General features: G+C 37.7%; 18 protein-coding genes. 16 read left to right on the forward strand and 2 right to left on the reverse strand.

The features are described 5' to 3' along the window. Nucleotides 1-14: 14 nt before the first annotated feature. From BW961_RS15885 to BW961_RS15920, 8 genes are all read left to right on the forward strand, one after another. Nucleotides 15-4,505, forward strand: a complete 4,491-nt coding sequence (locus BW961_RS15885; RefSeq protein ID WP_068579490.1) for an SDR family NAD(P)-dependent oxidoreductase — start codon at nt 15-17, stop codon at nt 4,503-4,505. Beyond that, nucleotides 4,498-5,733: a beta-ketoacyl synthase N-terminal-like domain-containing protein gene (locus BW961_RS15890; protein WP_068579492.1), complete on the forward strand. Its 1,236-nt coding sequence runs from the start codon at nt 4,498-4,500 to the stop codon at nt 5,731-5,733. The genes BW961_RS15885 and BW961_RS15890 overlap by 8 nt, the downstream gene beginning before the upstream one ends. Beyond that, nucleotides 5,730-6,458, forward strand: coding sequence for a thioesterase II family protein (locus BW961_RS15895; protein WP_068579495.1), 729 nt, complete (start codon nt 5,730-5,732; stop codon nt 6,456-6,458). Before BW961_RS15890 ends, BW961_RS15895 begins: the two co-directional genes overlap by 4 nt. Before the next feature lie 29 nt (nt 6,459-6,487). Beyond that, entirely contained in the window at nt 6,488-8,092 is a 1,605-nt protein-coding gene (locus tag BW961_RS15900; RefSeq protein ID WP_068579497.1) for a non-ribosomal peptide synthetase, read from the forward strand. After that, nucleotides 8,073-8,732 carry a hypothetical protein gene (locus BW961_RS15905; RefSeq protein ID WP_068579500.1) on the forward strand — a complete coding sequence of 220 codons (660 nt, stop codon included), beginning with the start codon at nt 8,073-8,075 and terminating at the stop codon, nt 8,730-8,732. Before BW961_RS15900 ends, BW961_RS15905 begins: the two co-directional genes overlap by 20 nt. Before the next feature lie 13 nt (nt 8,733-8,745). After that, entirely contained in the window at nt 8,746-9,420 is a 675-nt protein-coding gene (locus BW961_RS15910; protein WP_068579503.1) for a 4'-phosphopantetheinyl transferase family protein, read from the forward strand. Nucleotides 9,421-9,631: 211 nt separating this feature from the next. Further along, nucleotides 9,632-10,267, forward strand: coding sequence for an accessory gene regulator B family protein (locus BW961_RS15915; protein WP_244555976.1), 636 nt, complete (start codon nt 9,632-9,634; stop codon nt 10,265-10,267). Continuing rightward, nucleotides 10,239-10,424 carry a cyclic lactone autoinducer peptide gene (locus BW961_RS15920; RefSeq protein WP_068579506.1) on the forward strand — a complete coding sequence of 62 codons (186 nt, stop codon included), beginning with the start codon at nt 10,239-10,241 and terminating at the stop codon, nt 10,422-10,424. The genes BW961_RS15915 and BW961_RS15920 overlap by 29 nt, the downstream gene beginning before the upstream one ends. A gap of 55 nt (nt 10,425-10,479) precedes the next feature. On the opposite strand, the gene BW961_RS30605 is transcribed toward BW961_RS15920, so the two are convergent. Then, nucleotides 10,480-10,620 (reverse strand): hypothetical protein, encoded by a 141-nt coding sequence (locus BW961_RS30605; protein ID WP_156510083.1) that lies wholly within the window; start codon nt 10,618-10,620, stop codon nt 10,480-10,482. Nucleotides 10,621-10,954: 334 nt separating this feature from the next. Here BW961_RS30605 and BW961_RS15925 point away from each other — a divergent pair, with 334 nt between their 5' ends. The 5 genes from BW961_RS15925 to BW961_RS15945 all read left to right on the forward strand — a co-directional run bounded on the left by BW961_RS15925 (nt 10,955) and on the right by BW961_RS15945 (nt 16,960). After that, nucleotides 10,955-12,802 (forward strand): non-ribosomal peptide synthetase, encoded by a 1,848-nt coding sequence (locus BW961_RS15925; RefSeq protein WP_068579509.1) that lies wholly within the window; start codon nt 10,955-10,957, stop codon nt 12,800-12,802. Between the two features lie 883 nt (nt 12,803-13,685). Beyond that, the gene (locus BW961_RS15930) at nt 13,686-14,690 is read left to right on the forward strand and encodes a sensor histidine kinase (protein WP_244555977.1); all 1,005 of its coding nucleotides are present in this window, start codon (nt 13,686-13,688) and stop codon (nt 14,688-14,690) included. Nucleotides 14,691-14,702: 12 nt separating this feature from the next. Then, the gene (locus BW961_RS15935) at nt 14,703-15,437 is read left to right on the forward strand and encodes a LytR/AlgR family response regulator transcription factor (protein WP_068579517.1); all 735 of its coding nucleotides are present in this window, start codon (nt 14,703-14,705) and stop codon (nt 15,435-15,437) included. A 269-nt stretch (nt 15,438-15,706) separates the two neighbouring features. Then, entirely contained in the window at nt 15,707-16,255 is a 549-nt protein-coding gene (locus tag BW961_RS15940) for a GHKL domain-containing protein (RefSeq protein WP_068579521.1), read from the forward strand. A gap of 15 nt (nt 16,256-16,270) precedes the next feature. Then, entirely contained in the window at nt 16,271-16,960 is a 690-nt protein-coding gene (locus BW961_RS15945; RefSeq protein ID WP_068579526.1) for a 4'-phosphopantetheinyl transferase family protein, read from the forward strand. Between the two features lie 119 nt (nt 16,961-17,079). Here the strand turns inward: BW961_RS15945 and BW961_RS15950 are convergent, their stop codons facing one another. Then, entirely contained in the window at nt 17,080-18,576 is a 1,497-nt protein-coding gene (locus BW961_RS15950; protein ID WP_068579529.1) for a stalk domain-containing protein, read from the reverse strand. Nucleotides 18,577-19,049: 473 nt separating this feature from the next. Between BW961_RS15950 and BW961_RS15955 the strand changes: the two genes are divergently transcribed. The 3 genes from BW961_RS15955 (at nt 19,050) to BW961_RS15965 (ending at nt 21,659) form a co-directional block, all read left to right on the forward strand. After that, a complete protein-coding gene (locus tag BW961_RS15955; RefSeq protein WP_068579532.1) occupies nt 19,050-19,262 on the forward strand; it encodes a DUF3934 family protein in 213 nt (70 codons plus the stop codon). A gap of 203 nt (nt 19,263-19,465) precedes the next feature. After that, nucleotides 19,466-20,614, forward strand: a complete 1,149-nt coding sequence (locus BW961_RS15960; protein ID WP_068579535.1) for a polysaccharide deacetylase family protein — start codon at nt 19,466-19,468, stop codon at nt 20,612-20,614. A gap of 145 nt (nt 20,615-20,759) precedes the next feature. Further along, the gene (locus BW961_RS15965; protein WP_082867281.1) at nt 20,760-21,659 is read left to right on the forward strand and encodes an FUSC family protein; all 900 of its coding nucleotides are present in this window, start codon (nt 20,760-20,762) and stop codon (nt 21,657-21,659) included. Nucleotides 21,660-21,680 lie beyond the last annotated feature (21 nt).

The raw sequence follows: 21,680 nt of genomic DNA on the forward strand, positions 1-21,680 counted from the left end.
AAGAGGCGAATACGATGAAAGTTAGCGAGTATATTTTTGATCAAGTGAAAAAAGGGAATCTGGATTCAACGACGGGAAAGGCATTACTGGAGGAAGTAATGCCAGACGATATTGCTATCGTAGGGATATCCTGCGAATACACGAACGTAAAAGATGTATTTGAATTCTATTATGTAAATAAATACGGTATGCGAGGATTCAAGGAATTCCCTGAGCAGAGAGTCCAATATATCCCGAAGGATCACGATTACTTAAACAAAGGTGCAGATCATTTAAAGACGACGCCAGAGGCTTTCTTAGAGCGACTTTGTAAAGAAAAAGGGTCTTATTTGGATGATATAGATACATTTGACCCTGAATTTTTTGGCATCACGACGGAAGAAGCAGAGTATATTGATCCCACGCATCGTTTAGTCATGAAACATTCATATTTAGCTTTGGAGGATGCGGGGATTAGATTAAATGAAGTTAAGGATAGTAAAACGGCTATTTATATAGGTAAAGATAAGTCGATCACAGCCAATTATCGTTCTGAGATCGAAGAAGATTCTAATTATGTGAATTCTGGATGCTGGGAAGGGATTTTAGCAAGTCGTCTTAACTATATCTACAATTTATCAGGTGGTTCTTTCGTCATTGATACAGCTTGTTCTTCTTCATTGGTTGCTGCTCATTTGGCAGTTAAGACACTTCGTGATAAAGAGATCGACACAGCTATTGTCGGTGGAATTGCATTAGGCCTTTTCCCAAGACAAGGAAGTGTATTGAATCAGTATAGCAATGTTGAAACACCACGCGCATTCCTCAAAGTATTTGATGCAGAGTCGCAAGGCACGATCTTCGGAGAAGGTGTCGGGATTGTCATTCTCAAGCGATTAAAGGATGCGATTGCTAACAACGATAATATATATTCGATTATCCGCGGTAGCTTGATTAACAGTGATGGCAAATCAAACGGTCTAACAGCGCCTAATCCACACGCTCAAAAAGATTTATTGATAGAAACATATGAACGTAACCATATCTCCCCAGAAACGGTTGAATATATCGACGCCCATGGGACCGGAACCAAATTAGGTGATCCAATCGAGGTTAGAGGGCTTACGGATGCCTATAAGAAATATGTGGATAAAAAAGGATTCTGTGCTTTAACAAGTTTAAAGGGGAACATTGGGCATACGGTGGGAGCAGCCGGTGTAGGTGGATTAATCAAAATGTCGCTTGCTTTAAGAAACAAGGAGATTTTCCCGAATGAATCGTTCGAAGCTCCTAATGAGTATATTAAGCTCGTAGACAGTCCATTTTACATCCCTACAAAAGTATCTACATGGAAAAAGGGGAAATATCCACGTCGGGGCGGAATTAGCTCATTCGGTTTCAGTGGTACAAATGCCCATGTCATTCTAGAAGAATATGAGAGTCCAACAGCGAATGTGGATGACGCTCAGGTATATCCTTTCGTCTTCTCGGCTCAATCAGCAGAGCAACTAATCCAGGTATTGAAGAAATTCGTTCGACATGCTGATTATATGGCGACCTACCGATTAAAAGATATCTCATACACGTTAATTCATAAACGGAATCATTTCAAAACAAGTGTTGGTTTCAAAGCGCAGTCGATGACCGAGTTAATGGATAACATCAAGAACGCCATCGCAGTTGTTGAGACAGGGACCGATACACATGAAATCTATTCTTCAGATATACAGGTCATTTCAGGTGATTTGAAGAAAATGCAGCAACATCGATTGAAAACAGCATACGATCAATTCACGTTGGACGAATTAATTAAATTGTATATGGACGGTTATGATATAGCGCTAGAATCCTTCGACTTTGGGGATGCATTGACACGATCCTTGCCAACGTATGAGTTCAAGAGGGAAGTACTATGGGCTAATGTGAAACAATATAATACGTATGCTCATGCGGGCCCTAGTCTATCAATTAAGTCTACTTTGATTAAACAACAAGTGTTGAAGACGGAAAGTTCAGATGTGTATTCCGTTACCCTTTCACCAGAGGATTGGTTTGTAGATGATCATCGTATTGGAGGTAAACGCACATTCTCAGGAACGACGTATACCGAATTAGCAGCAGAATTAGCTAGCCTCTATTTTGAGACTTCTGCATTTACATTGGAGAAGCTATATTTCAAGAAACTGATTCAGTTGGAGGACAAGAAGAGAAAGTTCCTGATTCATGTGAACAAAACATCATCCAAACATTTGGATATCGAAGTTTTCTCTTACGAAAATGAAGACATGGAGAACTATTCCACACATGCTACCTTTAGCATGAAGAGAGCAGAAGACATCCTCATTGAAAAAGTAGATGTGAATACTGCGTTTGAACCACACTTGCAGACCGCAAACTTTGGATCGGAAGAGAATAACTTCTTCAAAGGACGCTGGGACTTTATGAAACATCAATTCCGTCTGACGAGGAAGTCTGTATCAGAAGTGTTATTGTCACTTACCTTGGAAGATGAATATTTACAAGATCTAAATGAATTTCACTTACACCCATCTATTCTCGACGGCATTTTAGGTGCCATGGTATATGAACGGGCACAGGCATATAACAAAACGTATTTACCATTATCCTATGGAAAATTCACGTATACAGGGGAGCGTTTTACTCAAACCGTTTATTCTACAACAGAGTTTCTATACGATACGGATGATGACCATGATGTTATATCGGCACAAATATCAGTGTATAACGGTAATGGAGACTTAGTGGCTTATTTAGATAAATATATAATGAAATCTTTCGCAAATGTTTATTTCAAGCCTTATGTACATGAAGTACTGTGGGAGCAATCCACGCTTAGCGTAATAGAAGAAATCACACCGCTATTGTTGGATAAGAAGGTGCTCGTTGTTACCGATATGGATAGTTCTAGAAATACAGAATTAGACCAAGCGATTGCGTGCTCTTATGCGGATTATAGAAACGTGAAAGATATGACGGCCCTGGACAAATTTGATTACGTGATCTACGCGCCTTGGCTATCTCGAGAAACACCTGAAAGTGATGAGTTAGAGAGTGAGATGCTTCATTACTTTGATTTTGCGAAGACGGTCAGCAAGTTAGTCAAGAAGAATGGGAAAGTACTCATTGTGGCAGATAACGGCTTCACATTAGATCGTCATCATACGAAGGTTAATCCATTTAGTTACTCCTTGCTAAGTTCAGGAAGGGTATTAGGACTGGAGAATACAGGATTTAAGACTCAGATGATTAATATACAGCCATTCGATATCAACAAGATTCTTTCTTTGGCTCTATTAGATGATCTGGATGGAAAGAAGGTCCTATGGGACAACGACATCATCTATGAAGAGACAATCATAGAAAAGAAGGAACTCGAACCTAAGGAAATCATTTTAACAGATAAGGACTACGTGATTGTAACGGGTGGATACGGTGGTATCGGGTTGGAATATATTGAACAACTGCTGAGCATGAACAAAGATACCACTATTGCTATTGTGGGACGAACAGATACATGGGCTGTACTCACAGAGAAAGAGCAGCTAACACCGATTGAAGCGGACAAACTAAATAAAATTAATAAACTTAAGTTGAAAGGGGCAAATATTGAGTTCCATCCATGTGACGTCTCATCTGAAGAAGATGTGAAGAAGCTTGTAGGTAACTTAACGGCCATCGGAAACATCGCAGGGGTTGTACACTTGGCGGGTGTACCGGAAGAAGGGATGCTGTTTGCCAAATCAAGCGAGCAATTTATGAAAGTAGTTGCGCCAAAGGTAACTGGAACGGTTCTACTTCATAAGTATTTGAAAGATGCACCACTGCAATTCTTTGTTACCAGTTCCTCGATGACAACCATCGTTGGTTCTGCGGGTCAATTCTCCTATACCTTTGCCAATGCTTTCCTAGAAGGATGCGCGTTGATGGACGAGCGGATCTCAACGATATTGTGGCCAGGTTGGAACGATACGGGTATGGCTCTGGATTTCGGTGATATGGCTGCAGCAGAAGAGCACTTATTGATGAAATCGATCTCTTCAACTGTTGGTCGACAATATATTAAGCTATCGCTTGAAAATAAGGTTGATAAGGTCATCGTTGGTGAATTTAATATGGCAAAAGTGAATGACTATTTGTCGGAATATATCCGATTGCCACAGCATCTAAGTAACGTCGAGAGTCTTGTTGCAGCAACAAGTACGGATGATGTCAACAAGGTTCAGATTAAGACGTACGAACAATTAAAGATTATTGGCACAGAGTTTCAAGATGAAGTTGAAAAGTTTGTAACAGTCGTATTTGCCTCCGTACTGGATTGTGAAGAGATTGATATTCATAAGAGTTTCACAGATCTAGGTGGAGATTCATTAAAAGCATTCGGTATTTATGGTCCGATTTCTGAGCAATTTGAAATTGATATTGAAGTGGCTGATGTGTTCATTTATCCGACGGTTGCGCAACTAAGTGAATATGTAAAGGAACTGTTGGGGGAAGAGAATGAATAGTCGCAGAGTTGTTATTGTCGATTATATCTATGATTATCCCAATAAGGATGATCGCAATATAGGAGAGATCAAGAAGCATAAAGACCAAATATGGGATCATCGAATTGCGGAATTAGAACACAATTATACACAGAAACTTGAAGGGGCAAGTTCCTTTGATGGTCTATTTTATTCATCGATTGAACAACAATTCAAGTTGGACGCAATACCCAATGAGGTCAGCAAGTTTCTACTTTCAAGTGAAAGAATCACGTTATCGTTGTTTCAAGATTTAATCGATAGAGGTTCTCAGGGAGCTAAGACGGACATCCTCCTGTCCGTGGGGACAGCACAGACGGATATCCTCTCCAAGTGTGCATTGATGAGCCAAGAAGGTCCTGATCTGGCTAACGCTATCGATTTAATCGATCCACTGGGGTATATCAAGTTATTGAATTCGAACAACCCTATGGCAGTAGAAAGTATAACCGAAGCTTCAACGTCTGGCATGGGTGCGCTCTATAATGCTTATCTAAAAATTAAGAAAGGCGAATTCGATGTAGCTATCTCTGGTGGAGCAAGTGGAGTGACCTTTCCAATTCCTTATGAACTTTCTCATTTTGGAATAGGAAGCGAGCGTTCTATCCAACCTTTCGAAGCGGAAGCTGCTGGACATTATTTCTCCGAAGGGGGTGCTGCCTTCCTTCTGAAGGAAAGGCAGCAAGCAATTGCTGATGGAGATTCCATTCTAGCGGAAATTAGAGACATCTCATCTGGAACGATGGGGAATATCGTTGTAAATCGTAATGCAGTTAAGAAACTGATATTCAAATCCTTTCAAAATGCCAACATAAGCGAAGATTCGAACATCTTCTTGGAACTTTATGGTCGAGGCAATGAAATTGACGATACGGCAGAAATCTCTTGCCTGAAAAATGTGAAGAAAAAATATCCCAATACGAAAGGTGGTTTCTTGAAGGAGGATGTCCATTATATCGTTGGCTATTACGGAATGATAGGGTTCTGTCGGTTACTAGACTCCAAGAAATCGCATACGCCGTTGGAGGGTAGTGTCATCCATCAACCTAATAAGTTTATAGGAACGATAGATAACGATCTATGGGCAACAAATGTGAATGATTATGATGTTGTATCCATTCTCTCATATTCCATGCATGGTAACTGTTATAATATGCTGCTCGATTTAGACTATGAGCAAGTCTTAGATGAAGTAGGTGATGGTAGTTGAAGTTAATTTGTTTACCCTATGCGGGTGCTCATGTTAATGTATTCGCAGATTTAGAGAAGTATCTGAAACAAAGTCCTTTAGATATCAAGGTTGTGTCATTAGAATACGCGGGTCATGGAAGAAGATTCTCAGAAAAGGCTTATGACTCTATCCATGATAATGCCCGCAATCTGTATGAATATTTGGTTGATTCATTAGACCCTTCAGAAGAACTCATGCTATTGGGATACAGTATGGGAAGTATTGTTGCCTATGAGGTAGCTCAGTTACTCCTAAAGCAGGGATTCCTAGTAACGAAGCTGATGTTTATGGCAGCGACCCCTCCACATAAAATCCAGATAGAGAAAGAAGACTATTTGAACGATGATGAACTTCTTGAGAGATGCCAGATTTATGGGTTGATTAAAGAAAATCAATTCGCATCCCAACAAATGCGTAAATTATTTCTGCCAACACTGCGTAGCGACATTATATCTGTAAATAAATATAACATGATTAATTTGTATCAATGTCATTCATTTGATGAGAGGATCGACATCGCGATATTCCAAGGTAAAGAAGATATGTCGGTATCATCCGTTAAGCATTGGAGCGATATAACGGAGAGAGAAATCAGATATTACGATTACCCTGCGGGACACTTCTTTTTCTATGAGTACCAGGAAGCAGTTAATCAAGACATCGTAAGTTTTATATCAGATGTACAGGACAGTCTTTTAGCATAGCCAATAATATTATTAGGAGGACTAATCCAATGGAAAAGATACTGGATATTCTAGAGCGTAACGTCAGGATCTACAAAGAGAAGGTGGCTATCTCAGAGAATAGTAGAGACATTACCTATGGGAATTTAAACGCACTATCCAATGGGTATTTGAAGAAGCTACAAGATGGTGGAGTTAAAGCGAAAGATGTGGTTGCTGTTGCATTAGAATGCAGTATTGAGGCTATTGCGGCTATGATTGCTATTCTGAAAATTGGAGCAGCATATACTGTCATTAATAAAGACTACCCAGAGAGTAGAAAGCAGCTTATGAGAGAGATACTTGATGTAAAATTTACGATCGATGAAATTATGGAGCCAGATCGTAATCTAGCAGATGAGTGGACGTGTGTTCCCAGATCACCTGAACAACTATGTTATGTCATATTTACTTCAGGAACGACATCACTACCTAAGGCAGTAGGGATACCGGATCGAGGAATTCTAAGGTTATTACAAGAAGAACGGTTTGGATTCTCGCCAGACAAGACCATCTCACATATCAGTCCACTAGAGTTCGATGCCTCTATCATTGAGATTTGGGGAGGATTACTCAGTGGAATGACCATTGCATTAATCTCCAAAACAGAAATACTGAATATCTATCAAGTGGAGAAACGAATTAATCAAGGAATAGATATGATGTGGGTTACTTGTTCATTATTTAATTTCTGGGTGGATAAGAAACCAGAGATGCTCCAACGATTGAGTCATGTGATTACAGGAGGAGAGCAGCTTAGTCTAACGCATGTACGAGAAGCGCTAAAATATACGAAAGTCATTAATGGATATGGCCCTACGGAAAATGCTGTTATTACTACACTTGATGTCATGGAAAACAGTGTGGATGAAATTGCGATTGGAACTCCAATCTACGGTACAGAGACATATATCGTTGATGATCATGGCAACCTCAGTACCGAAGGTGAATTGTATACGGGTGGGTTGGGTGTTGCATTGGGATATTTAGGAAATGAGGAGAGAACTAAGGAATCATTTGTGACATGGAATAATATAGATGTCTATAAGACAGGTGATCTTGTCCGAATGAACGACGAAGGGAAATTGGTCTATCTGGGGAGAAAGGATACTCAGGTGAAAATCAATGGTTATCGAGTTGATTTACAAGAAATAGAATACACTGTAAAGTCTCTAGGCATTAAAAACTGTCATGCTTTCGTGCAAGAGAAGAGAATATATCTTGCGATAACAACGAAAGATGAGCATTTGAGCTCTAAATTAAAACAAATATTGCCTGTCTATATGATTCCCTCAAAGATTGTGTATATGAATGAACTACCTTTAACGGCTTATGGCAAGACGGATACGAAGGCAGTATATAACAATTATTTCATAACGAAAAGCAAGAAGATTGCGCAGATTATACAGAAGTACGTCGGTGATGCAGACAAGATAAGTGAGTATAAGAATATATTTGAATTTGGAATTGATTCAATCATTGTGTGGGAAATCAGCAGAGAAATTAACCATCAATTCAACTCGGATCTAAGCTTCTTCGATATTATTGAGAATCCAACCGTTCATCAAATCTCGAATATGTTGGGGGAGGAATATTATGCAGCGAACAATTTATGATTTCTTATTTCAAAAATATGATTTCTTTCAAACAAGAGATAACGCATCTTTACGTGATCAATTCAAAGGAAGTATGAAAGTATATTGGGGATTGAAGCTATTGGCAGTCACAATTTATTTCAGCTTATTCTTACGGTTTGTTGGACAAGATATCTATTTACCTACGGAAACCTATTGGTTTGTAGGGAGTGTTGTTGCTGGACTCCTCTTGATTACTCTTTCCTACTTAAACGTATTTAGTGCATGGTTTGTAATCACATTAAGTAAGCACCGCAAATGGATTGATACGTTATTGATTCTTACGGGAATAATATTATGTATTAAATTACCTGTGTACACCTTTGGGGATAGTAGCTATGACATAAGTGGGCTTCGAGAATCGTTATTTATACCAGGTCTTCTATTAATAACAGTTGGTCTATATCGGAAGATTCATTATCAGAAATCAAAGGTAGTTCCTTTTAGTGCAATAGTAAGTGTAATTATCTCAGCATGTATCTTCATTAAATTTCCTATGGATTCGATTATGCAAAGCGTCTATTTAGGATTTATTATACTGCTGAATTTGGGTTTTCTGGTAGATCTGTTTCTTTTCTATTACTTACACATGAAATTAAAGACAACGACTAATTATCGATAAGGATGATGATGGCATGATTAGTCCTAACTTACTCGAGATTAATGAACAGGAGTCCATGGATGCGAATCTAATATTAAGTTCATTCGAATTAGACATCTATCAGAACATAACGAATGAAAGCAGGCAGAAAGAGTTTCTGGTCGGTCGGTATGCTATAAAGAAGAATTTGGCGGAGAATGGCCCTTCTTTCATGGGAGAGTTTCAGGATATTAGCGTAGAATACGGAAAGCTACGGTTTCCAATTATTAGAGATAGCTTGATCGAAGTTGGATTAAGCCATTCTAAGAAATACGTCTTCTCTATTATTTATTCAAAAGATCAAGTGGTAGGCGTTGATATTGAAACCATTCGTTCGGATATTCCGATCGAGGATATGCTGAGTACCGCTGAGAAGAACATGATAGCTGGCTATTGTTCACCTGCGCAATTTGCTTATATCTTCTTTAGTTGTAAGGAGGCACTAGGAAAGGCCTTGAAGATGGGACTCCTAGCCGATTATTCGATCTACGAAATTAAAAGTATTGAATCAGAACAGTGGTTTGGCAAGGAAGTCTTCCAACTAGAGTTTAAAAAGTTCCCGTTTTTAACCGCATATTCTTTTATGAAGAACGATAAAGAAATCTGTAGTCTAGTGGTTCCGCAAAAAGTGAATGTTGAGCAGGTGCTAGAGTATTTAATCGTATCTTAGAAATCTCTTAATGATTCCACTACTATGAAATAGTATCCCCTATTTCATAGTAGTGGAATTTTATATAGAAACAGATAAGTGTCATTTATGAGCATCTAGGAAAGGGCTTGTCCGTATGTAATATCATTTATGTTAAATAATGGGTGATATAAGACAGGAATAATCACAAGGTGATCAAAGGCTATATTATTAGATTCAAGAGGTGATCAAGTTGGTAGAAGAAACGGTAAACAGAATGGGTATGACGGAATCATTTGCTAGTAAGCTCGCCATGCGAATAAATAAGGAACGTGATGGAAGCCGAATGGATTACTTGAAAATGAAGTTAGGCATTGAAATGTTAGTTATTAATTTGTCTAAAAGCTTCATTGTTTATGGAGTGGCTATCGCCTTCCAGAGTCTCCTTCAAACGTTCATCCTACATGCCGCCTATTTTGCTATTCGGAGGGTCGCCTTTGGACTACATGCCAATTCAAGTACAATGTGCACGATCATAAGCGTACTAATGTTTGTGGGTACGCCGATATTATGTCAATACATATGGTTTAATAACTATCTAGTAATAGGATTAGGTGTGATCTTGACTGCGTTACTCTATCGTTACGCACCAGCTGACACCGATAAATACCCGCTATTAGGAGTCGAAAGAAGAAAACAAATGCGCAAAGAAGCAGTTACAACGTGCATAATCATAATGATTATTGCCTTAATATGTCCGAGTCCAATGATTAAGAGCTTACTTGTTCTTGGAGTGTTGCTACAAGTCGTTGCCGTATTGCCAGTTACTTATAAACTATTAAAAAGGAGTTTTAATAATTATGAAAAATATGAAGCAACTACTAATTAAAGGTATTAGAAACAATGTTTCTAAATCACTAGGGAGTATTGCAATGAAAAGCGGAGAGGCTGCTATGGAAAGATGTTGTATGACATATAATTATGAACCTGCAATTCCGGTGGAGTTGTTAAAAATGTCATCTAAAAGTGGCTCTATCTCACAATGAGTGGTTGACAGAACATCCAGGCATTCGGTGCTGATTACATTCAAAATACCTGCCTTCAGATAGGACAGGGCTGTTTGTAGGCCACAGGAGTTGCCTCCAGATGAACCTCATTCCCATCTATAGATAGGATATTATGGATTTGTAGTTCTGGTATTTCAGGCATTTCAAGCATTTCGTTGATATACTGAAGTTGCATCTGTCATTTCCCTCCTTGTTGTTTGGTAGGACTTACAACAATACGGGATTTGCAGATGTTTTTCTATTTTAAACCTAAGATTATTTTGTTAACCACTAGTTTCTGCTTTGAGTCCTAAAAGTTAAGAGAATCAAATTATTACATCAGACTGAATATCTTACCTCCGGCGTACACTTCTCACCCATTCTGAAAACTTTGCATTAAATGATCCCTTGCTAATAGGGGGCTCCCTAATATGAAGAGCGGATTTAGGGTTTCTTAGAAGATAATATGTAATATATAGTTTTAAAATTGTAATCGTTCTCTTATTAAAAATATGATAGGGAGGCTACGTATGAAAGGATCATCTTACATAGACTTATGTCAAGTGTATGATAAGTCTAAAGAGTACCCGCGAGATAAAACAATCCACGAGTTATTTGAAGAACAGGTTAAATACAGCCCGAATGAAACGGCTGTTATATTCGATTCCCAGCACTTGACTTATAAAGAGCTTAACGAAAGAGCGAATCAAATTGCTTGGATATTGAGAGAAAAAGGTGTTTCAGCTCAGGAGCCAGTTGGTATCATGCTTGATCGTTCTCTTGAATTTGTCGTGAGTGTTTTAGCTATTCTTAAAGCAGGAGGGGCATTTGTTCCGGTGGATTCGGATTATCCAGAAACACGTATCCGATATATGCTACAAAAAAGCGGTATAAAATGTGTATTGACACAACAACCGTGGCATCCGGCCATACCAAAAGATATTGATAGGTTAGATGTCTACGAAGCGTCTCTTCTGCAAAGGGAAACTGAGAATTTACAGAATTGGAATGAATCCACGCATTTAATGTATATCATTTATACATCAGGAACTACCGGGAACCCTAAAGGGGTAATGCTTGAGCATCGCAATTTGGTAAACTTGTTATATCATCAATATAATTCTTCTATCCTTCCTTTTTCATCCAATATTTTGCAGTATGCTTCAAGTAGCTTTGATGTATGTTATCAGGAAATGTTCTCTGCACTGTTATTTGGAGGAAGTATAATCTTGATCAACAAGGAAGATAGGAAAAATCCAAGTCGACTATTTACTATAATTAAAGAAAAGAATATTGAGGTACTATATCTTCCTGTGACGTTCTTAAATTTTATTTTTTCAGAATCGGAATGGTTTGATAATTTCCCTAGTAATGTTAAACATATTATTACTGCTGGAGAGCAACTTGTTGTTACAGCACAAATAAAATCCTGTTTGCATCAGAATCAAATATGTCTGCATAATCATTATGGTCCATCTGAAACACATGTAGTTACGACTTTTACAATGTTTCCGGATGAGATAAAAGTCGGGTTGCCTCCGATAGGAGCACCTATTTCTAACACAAAAATTTATATATTGGACGATAATATGGACGAGCAAGGGATTGGTAATGTTGGTGAACTTTATATTGCGGGGGATTCACTAGGAAGAGGATACTATGAGCGTCAAGACTTAACAGAAGAAAAGTTTGTCGTTAATCCGTTTGTTCCTGGCGAGCGTATATATAAGACTGGGGACATGGCTAGATTTTTACTTGATGGAAATGTTGAATATTTAGGCAGAATTGATCACCAAGTAAAAATACGGGGGTTCCGTATTGAACTTGCTGAAGTTGAATTTTTGATTAGCCAGCATCCCGATGTCAAAGAACAATCTGTATTCGTTCACGAGGATAATATGGGTTATAAGCATTTGGTTGCCTACGTCTCCTCTCACAATAAACAAAAAAAATTTAAAAATAAGTTATGGTATTACATAAATGAACAAGTAGCAGAATATATGAGGCCATCTATTATTATTGAAGTTGATCATTTGCCATTAACATTAAACGGAAAAATAGATCGTGCTATTTTGAAGGAAAGATTCCAAATGGAAGAGTTTGATCATCAGACTTATCTTTTTCCTAGAACGGAAGTTGAAAGTCAAGTGGCAAGTATTTGGACGAGGGTACTTGGTATCTCTTCTATTGGTATTAATGATAATTTCTTTCATATTGGAGGTCATTCTCTAATGGCTGTGAAATTAATTTGGTTATTGAAAAATGAACTTGGAATAGAGATTTCTATGAAAATTCTTTTTTCTAATCCTTCCATTGCTACGCTATCAAAGCAAATTATGAGTGAATTAGGTGACAAACATAAAGAAACAATAAGCTAGCAAGCAGAGCCCATTAAAACTATCACCCCCCTCTTTCATATAGTAACACTTACTATTCACATGACTATGATGACCGAACGTAAACAAATGACGGTGTGATTTTGGGTTGGGAAATGAGTCATCAACGCTAGTTAACATCACCAAGCAATATCCCAAACGGCAAGTACTACCACCTTCATGAAGGTGGTAGTACTTGCCGTTTGCTTTTCGTGTGAACAATCAAAGGCATCATCTGAGAGGATGGTGCGAATGTAAACAAAGCAGCCAACTAGGCTGCGATGGATGTTACCCGTAAATGGGCAGACCGTGTACAGAGTTGGGATAAACGCTCTTTCAATTTGCCATATTCTTTCGGTATCGCATAGGGTAGTATCTCAGATAACTTTTCTCCCTATGGGAAGGAGAATATTAAAAGAGTTTACACAAAAGATTTGACAGACCTTAAACTTAATTATTATACTCATTACTAATTACAAGTTTTTTCCATCTTAATCTATGTAGGCGGGTCCTCTACTTATTTAGACGCATTCCAGAGAATATTGGTTTTTGGAATTAATACAAGTCCGGTGGGAGCAATTTAAAAAGTTGAGGGAGGTATCAAATGATAGTCTTTTTTTTGGTTAGTTTACTTCAAATTAGTACATATTGCTTGTCCATATTTATATTTCTAAAATCTAGACTCAATTTAAAGCTTGTACTATTGATGATTATAGGGGCTCAGGCAATCGGATATACTCTTTTTCCAAAAATAGGAATTATAACAATCCTTTATATAATCATATTTCTCATGATAGCCCTTTATATTAAACTAAAACAAATACTGTTAAGCATAATTTTACCCATTATTGCACTGTTACTTTCTGTTATAAGCGACTATATTATTGTGCTTATTAAAATTATTAACCCAATAGGTGATTATCTAGATAATCAAGAAGTAATCAATGTTTTTGTAGTGTCTGTATTAGCTCTGATTTTAAGTCAGGTAGGTAGGTATCTATTCAGTAAGTTTAAAGGGCATGAGATGTTCTTCAAGCGCTACGGTGTTTTGTTTACTGTGCTTAGTGTAGTTACGATTGTTATTTTCTACGTTAATATATTAATAGGAAAGCAACAAGGTTTCTCTGATGAAAATCTTCAGGCAAATAGTTTCTTATTTTTGTTTTATTTTGTTTTATTGCTCATTGTATTTGTGGTATTAACACGAATGGTGAATAAAGAAGCTAAGATGCATAATAAACAGTTACAATATGAAAGGTTAACGGAATATACGAAGAACCTTGAAGGATTGTATACAGACATGCAGAAATTCCGTCACGATTATATCAATATATTATTAACGATGTCAGAGTATATCCGTACGAAAGACATTGAGAATCTAGATAGTTATTTCACTAATAAAATTCTTCCCATTAGTCAAGGGATGCAATCCGATAACTATAAGCTAGGTACACTACAGAATGTCAAGGTACAAGAGGTAAAAGGGATTTTGTCTTCCAAAATCATTCGAGCACAAGAATTAAACATTGATGGGGTTATTGAAGTTGTTGAACCAATTGAAACATTAAATATGGATTCGATTAAGTTATGCCGTTGTCTGGGAATTATACTGGATAACGCGACTGAGGAAGCACTTCAATGTGTTGCTCCATCATTACGTGTGGCTCTGATTAAGAGGGAAGGTACGGTGCTGATCGTGACTACGAATAGTTGTCGTCCAAATGGACCTGAGCTGTATAAGATATATGAGAAGGGATTCTCCACAAAAGGAACAAATCGCGGCTTAGGATTGAGCAATTTAAAAGAAATCGTATCACAATGCGACAACGTTACTTTAGATACCTACATAAAAGATGATCTGTTTGTGCAAGAACTAGAAATATTCGAGTAGGAGGTGAATACAATGTTGGAAATATTTATATGTGAAGACGACGTGGAACAACGAAAACGTCTGACTAAATACATAGAAGATTATATCATGATAGAGAACTTAGATATGAAGGTTGTTGTATCAACCGCTAACTCGAACGATGTGATTGATTATTTGAAGAACAATCAAGTGACAGGGTTATATTTCTTAGATGTGGATTTGCAAGAGGAGCAGAGTGGAATCGCCTTAGGAGCAGAAATCCGTCAGTATGATAACCGAGGTGCCATCGTATTCGTTACAACACATTCAGAATTGACCTATTTAACGTTTACTTACAAAGTTGAGGCTATGGATTATATTACGAAAGACAAGTTCACAGATATTCAGAAACGAGTTATTGACTGTATTGATACCGCCAATATGCGTTATTTACAAAGTAAGCATAATAACAAGAAAATATTTCAGACGAAATCTGGCGATAAAATCATCAGCATTGACTATAGCGACATATTATTTTTTGAAACGTCACCTCAACTGCATAAAATTATACTGCATGCAAAGAACCGACAGGTAGAATTTTACGGGAAACTCAAGGACATCATTGAGATGGACAGTCGTTTCTACCGATGTCATAACTCCTATGTCGTGAATAAAGACAATATTGCTGATGTTGACATGAAGGATAGAGAGATCCGAATGAATAATGGACAGATTTGTTATGCATCGAGTCGGTTTTTAAAGGGACTAAAAGATATTGTTCAGCACTAAATGAAATCTCTACTAGAAGATTCGTGTGATCGTCCACTAGAATAGCAAGCGGCAAGCACTTCCTGCATGAAGCAGGTAGGTAGCTTGCCGTTTTATTTTGTGTTATTACTCACTGTATTTGTGGTGTTGACACGAATGGTAAGTAAAGAAAGTAAAATGCAAAATAAACAGTTATAATATGAAAGGCTAACGGAATACACGGAGAACCTTGAAGGATTGTATACAGACATGCAGAATTCCGTCACGACTATATCAATATATTATTAACCATGTCAGAATATATCCATACGAAAGATATCGAGAATCTAGATATTTATTTCACCAACAAAATTCTTCCCATCAGTCAAGGGATGCAATCCGATAACTATAAGCTGGGAACATTGCAGAATATTAAGATACAAGAGGTAAAAGGGATTTTATCTTCCAAAATCCTTCGAGCACAAGAGTTAAACATTGATGGAGTTATTGAAGTTGTAGAACCGATTGAAATATTAAATATGGATTCGATTAAGTTATGCCGTTGTCAGGGGATTATACTGGATAACGCGACTGAGGAAGCTCTTCAATGTGAAGATCCAACGCTGCGTGTGGCTCTGATTAAGAGGGAAGGTACGGTGCTGATCGTGACTACGAATAGTTGTCGTCCAAATGGACCGGAGCTGTATAAGATATATGAGAAGGGATTCTCTACAAAAGGAAAGAATCGTTGCTTAGGGTTGAGCAATTTAAAAGAGATCGTATCACAATGTAGCAACGTTACGTTAGATACCTACATAAAAGATGGTCTGTTTGTGCAAGAGCTAGAAATATTCGAGTAGGAGGTAGATGACATCATGGTAGGAATATATATCGTTAATATTAATACAGCAATAGATCCTTCCTTAATTAACAAAATGCTACCCTATTTATCGTTAGATAGACAGAACAAAGTATCGAAACTTAGAATGTTTGATGATGTTCATCGATCAGTCATTGCTGAATTATTAATAAGATCACTTATCATAGATCAGTTGAACATTCCTAATAGAAATATTAGATTTGGCGAGAATACATATCATAAACCATATTTACAATCGCATGCTAATTTTGAGTTCAATCTTTCCCATTCAGGGGAATGGGTTGCTTGTGCAATAGATCATCATTGCGTTGGCATAGACATAGAACAAATGTTAGATATTAATTTGGAGATTGCGAAACGGTTTTTCACACCAAGAGAATATGAAGATTTAATACAAAGGGACACGTCAGTGCAACAGACTCATTTCTATAAACTGTGGACGCTGAAGGAAAGTTATATCAAGGCTGTAGGTAAAGGGTTACATATTCCTTTAGATTCTTTCTCCATCGATATTAATGATAGGAATGAAATTACGATGGAAAAAGAGGATGACATTCCATATTTCCTTCACACTCGTCAAGTGAATTCAGAGTACATGCTGTCAGTATGTAGTACGACGAATCATTGCTCCACACTCACTGTAATTCATGAAGAAGAACTCATAAACTCATTTCTTCTATCTTAAGTGAGAGGAGATTGTGTCTACGTTGTCCATAAGAATAGCAAAGACGGCAAGCACGAACTGCATGAAGCAGGGAGTGGCTTGCCGTTTTGGTTATGATTGGATGCATCTTATGAACAGGTCTATTTCATTATAATCGAGATCTTGTCAGTTTGTTGTACCCAATCGACCTTTGCACCGAGCGTCTCGCTAATGAAACGAAGCGGGAGGTAGGAAGTTCCATTTACGCCGAAAGGAGTATTTTGAAGTATAACAGCTTTGTTATTGACAGTCACTTCTCCAGATTTCATATTGATACTTATCGTTAGGGGAGGCGTCCCGACGCCAGAACGTTTAATAGTAACGACTTTACTCATTTCCTCAAATGTAATCGTAGCCCCTAGTTTCTCAAATATGGAACGAAGCGGGATGAAGGCTTGAGAATTCCGAATAATTACACCAGTATTTAAAGCTACTGATTCTCCATTTAAATGGACTGAAATAGGTTTTTGTACGGGGACTGGTGTGCTATGCATAAATTCGTAGTCTCCGTAACCTAACTGCCCATCCTTATTGACACCCCAACCCCAAAGCGTTCCATCGTCTTTTTGCATAATGATAGAGCGGTCGCCTTGCTTGATTAGATTAACATTAGTAGTCAGTAACGTGAATTTAGCATTCTCAGGTAGGGAGGTACCTTCGATAGATGTTTCATAGACATTCCCTGATTCAGTCTGAACGATCAGAGAGCGTTCAACGACAAAAGCATCCTTCACGTCTTTGATATTGGTTAATAATACTGGAGCCTTCCCGTCGTGATACGTTGTTCCGTCGGACCAGCCAGTTATCGTTACTCCCCAGAACCACAGGCGGGCTTGATCATCAATAGCCATATGTGAGTTACCATTGGATTTGATTATCTTAATGTTACGTAATTCACTTATTACGGTAGGTGTTGTTTCTACCGGGGTATCTTCGCTAAATTGTCTTGTCCAAGGTAATCTCCAGACGGTTCCATCCTTCTTCAGTGCGATGTTTGTGGCAATTGCAGTAATATCATTGAGAGATGGGATGCGTTCAAAAGATTGTAATGCATTCTGATCATTCCATACGCTACCGTCATCCTTCAGAAATATCGAACGTAATTCGCCTTCCCGCTTGCTGAAATCATAATAAGTACTTATGTTCGTTACCTTGTCTATTCCAGTAATTTGAACAAAATGAGTAAGGTCCAATTTGCCATCGGTATGGACAGCTGTGTAGATTTTCCCATCATGACCTAAGGCAAATAACTCATTTCCATAGGAATAATAAAAGGTGCTAATTTGATTTAAGCTCTTGATCTCATGAATTTGAGTGCTTGATAACGATTGACTTCTTCCCATATACCAGATGGAGCCATCATTCTTCATAATATAATCATTACCAAAGGTAATCATTACATCTGTTATTCCTTGAAATTGCGTGGGAACGGATTGATTACCACCCCATACCCAATAAGAGCCGTCATTTTTAACGAGTGATGTAGGGTCGAAGGATTTAATGTTGGAAGACTTATCGACTGCAGCTGCAGAGACAGGTATGCTAGATATTAAAGTAAGAACAACGATAAAGCTAAGGAAAACAGACCATTTTTTCATATCATACTCCTCAATGTTTATTGGTTTCTGATCTTATAACTAACGGATGTATAGGATCTAGTAGGTTAGACGTAAACGATTGGAGAAAAGTTGTGAATAAACCAAATTATAGAAATAAACACAATTGCCAACATCATTTCTTATTTAAAAGTGAAGAGTGAAAATGGATTCGATTAAGCATATCGAGTGATCGTTGTTCCTGATTTCAATATAAATGTTTCTTTTCTGATGGAGGAATACAAAGTCATGGGTCAGATGATGCTATAATAGAAGAGAGTATGAATTCACTTGTTGAAAAAAGAGGAATATAGCATGTAATGAATATATCTAATTGGATAGATTGAACTAAAGACGAATGCTCATATTCATGATATATTCTAGAATTATTGAGTATGGGGAGTAAGAACTTTGGTTCAATCTATTGGGAAAGTGAAATAAGTAACTCAACATACGAAAAACTATGGAGTGATGATATGAGTAAAGCTAAGGGTGGAACAGGCAGAGGAACAGGTAGTAAAGGTTGGACGCGCTGGAACAAGACGGATAAGAAACAAATCGTCAAAAAAAACTACGGTGCCATTCGAGCTGCTGCTAAAGAGGCAGAAGCTAAAAAGAATAACAACAATAACAATAATAAAGCTGATGCCACTGTTAAAAAACAAAACACTTCTGATGATTTTTTCTAAACACATGATGGTTATCATGTGAGAAACCCCTTGAAGAGTAATATTCTTCAAGGGGTTTTTTAATCTATTCTAGCAAATAGTCAACATTATTGTTCAACAAGTAACAATTCTTTTACTCGGGGGTTACAATCTATCAAATTTCAACTAGACTATCTATGTTATGGTTGTTATACAGAATCTACTATAGATAGGAGTTATCACTAGTGTCTTTGAAGAAATTACCGCTTGTTTTGTTATGTATGTTACTTATTGGTCTGTGTACGGTGAATCCGGTTAAGGCATTAGATGCCTCTACGTTAAGGCTTAGTATTAATGATGAAGTTAGTGATATTGAAGCTGTCTCTATGAATAATACATTCTATGTTCCTTTGAGAGAGTTGTCAGAAGCACTACATTTAGAGATGTTAGGGACGGTACATATTGTTACGGTTAAGGGAAATGAAGGTTCGTTGATTGTGTATCAACAAGAGAAAAAGGCTGTTATGCCCGATGGAAGAGAAGAGGCGATTCAACCATTTAACCGTAACGGTAAGTTAATGATTCCTGTACGCGTAGTATCTAGCTCTTTCGGATATAGTATCTCTTATGAATCTCAAGCCAATTTACTTAGGATACAAGATAGTAGGGCTACACTAAGTAAGGATGATTTTATAGCGAAGTACACAGAAGAACTGAAACCGAAAGAGACGATTGAGAAGCCTGCACAACAACCAACTAAAAAACCAACAGTACCTAAGGGGAAAGTCGTTTATTTAACGTTTGATGATGGGCCGACTGCAACAACAGGACAGTTGCTTGATATTTTAGCTAAAAATCAGGTGAAGGCAACGTTCTTTATGATAGGCAACAATGTTCAGAAATATCCAAGTGCAGTAAAGCGAACGTTATCTGATGGTCATGCACTTGGATTGCACGGTCTTACGCATGTGAAAGGGAAGTTCTATAAATCTCCAAGCTCGGCGTTAGCTGAAATGGATACAGACAATAAGTACATTGAGAAGATTACAGGGGTTAGGTCTACACTCATTCGTCCACCTTATGGAAGTAAGCCGTATTTCACACAAACTTTCCGCAATAAAGTTCTTGGACAGGGGTATCATTTATGGGACTGGAATGTAGATTCGTTGGATTGGAAATATAAAGAGGCGACTGCCTCGATCTACAACACTGTCATGAATCAGGTTCATAAATTAGAGAAGTCAAAGACGACACCAATCATTCTTATGCATGATCAGAAACCGACTTTGAAGGCTCTTCCACAGATTATCGCGTCCCTTAAGAAAGAAGGCTATTCATTCGAGATTATTACCGAAGGAATGACTCCTATTAACTTTTGGGAAGACAAGCGCTAATTTCGTAAAAAAAGGACAAGAACACAACTTAAGCTGAACATGCTTGAGTTGTGTTTTTTATAGTGTTATATCATGATGAACTTGCAGAACCTGAAGCTACGAAGTATAATAGTTCTCTTTTCAAGTATAAATGTGAGGTGTCTGTGTGCAACAAACGATAGGTATGCGAAATATCAAAACAGCAATAGCTATTTTGGTCTGTCTGATTATTGCTAACTTACTGCAATTACAGTATCCATTCTACGCGGCTATTGCGACGGTGATCTCGATGGAGAATTCAGTGACTAACTCTTTTGCAGCGGGAAAAAATCGTGTGATGGGTACCTTTGTAGGTGCTGGGGCTGGACTCGCTTTTGCCACTATTCAGCCAGAGAATATATGGTTATGTGCGCTAGGTACCATCGTGGCGATTTATATATGTAATCTGCTAAAGTGGAATAAGTCCATTCCGATTGCTATCATTGTATTCTTGGCTATTATGTTAAATTTACAAGGAGATTCTCCACTTCACTATAGCATCAACCGGATCATAGATACGCTGATTGGTGTCGGTGTAGCCGTCATGGTGAATTATTTGGTGTTCCCTCCGAAATATGAGATTAACATTCGTAGAGCACGTAGACTGTTATCCAAAGAAATGGTGTATATTGTGGATCACCTGATGGCTAAGAAAGAGTTCAATCTAAAGAAACTTAGGGCTCAATTGAGGAAGCTAGAGATGTATCTAGATATCTCCAAGGAAGAATTTCATTTGATCAAAGATGGGGATGATTCATTAGAGCATATCATCGATGAATTCGAATCCTATAAATTGATCTATGAACATTTGAAAATGATTCAAAAATTAGATGGAGAACAAATTCTGAGTGTAGACAACATGTTGAGGTTGGGAAATTATCACTGTGATGTAAGTGGAGATGAAGAAGTGCTTCAAAGAGATTCACAATTTATTATTTATAACTATCATATTGATCGTGTTCTTAATGAACTTGAAAGTATGGGGCTTCCGCTACCCTATGGGGCAAAGATGGAAATGCTCGAATAGGGCTAAGCGGTTAATCAATTC

The organism is Paenibacillus macquariensis, assembly GCF_900156375.1.
In the GTDB taxonomy this organism is placed as follows: Bacteria; Bacillota; Bacilli; order Paenibacillales; family Paenibacillaceae; genus Paenibacillus_AQ; species Paenibacillus_AQ macquariensis.

Bases quoted from the DNA above. Each gene is read 5' to 3' on its own strand.
- BW961_RS15955 (WP_068579532.1), top strand. From the start codon at position 19,050: ATGAGTAAAGCTAAGGGTGGAACAGGCAGAGGAACAGGTAGTAAAGGT.
- BW961_RS30605 (WP_156510083.1), bottom strand. From the start codon at position 10,620: ATGCAACTTCAGTATATCAACGAAATGCTTGAAATGCCTGAAATACCA.
- BW961_RS15925 (WP_068579509.1), top strand. From the start codon at position 10,955: ATGAAAGGATCATCTTACATAGACTTATGTCAAGTGTATGATAAGTCT.
- BW961_RS15940 (WP_068579521.1), top strand. From the start codon at position 15,707: ATGTCAGAATATATCCATACGAAAGATATCGAGAATCTAGATATTTAT.
- BW961_RS15885 (WP_068579490.1), top strand. From the start codon at position 15: ATGAAAGTTAGCGAGTATATTTTTGATCAAGTGAAAAAAGGGAATCTG.
- BW961_RS15950 (WP_068579529.1), bottom strand. From the start codon at position 18,576: ATGAAAAAATGGTCTGTTTTCCTTAGCTTTATCGTTGTTCTTACTTTA.
- BW961_RS15910 (WP_068579503.1), top strand. From the start codon at position 8,746: ATGATTAGTCCTAACTTACTCGAGATTAATGAACAGGAGTCCATGGAT.
- BW961_RS15935 (WP_068579517.1), top strand. From the start codon at position 14,703: ATGTTGGAAATATTTATATGTGAAGACGACGTGGAACAACGAAAACGT.
- BW961_RS15905 (WP_068579500.1), top strand. From the start codon at position 8,073: ATGCAGCGAACAATTTATGATTTCTTATTTCAAAAATATGATTTCTTT.
- BW961_RS15900 (WP_068579497.1), top strand. From the start codon at position 6,488: ATGGAAAAGATACTGGATATTCTAGAGCGTAACGTCAGGATCTACAAA.
- BW961_RS15945 (WP_068579526.1), top strand. From the start codon at position 16,271: ATGGTAGGAATATATATCGTTAATATTAATACAGCAATAGATCCTTCC.
- BW961_RS15890 (WP_068579492.1), top strand. From the start codon at position 4,498: ATGAATAGTCGCAGAGTTGTTATTGTCGATTATATCTATGATTATCCC.
- BW961_RS15920 (WP_068579506.1), top strand. From the start codon at position 10,239: ATGAAAAATATGAAGCAACTACTAATTAAAGGTATTAGAAACAATGTT.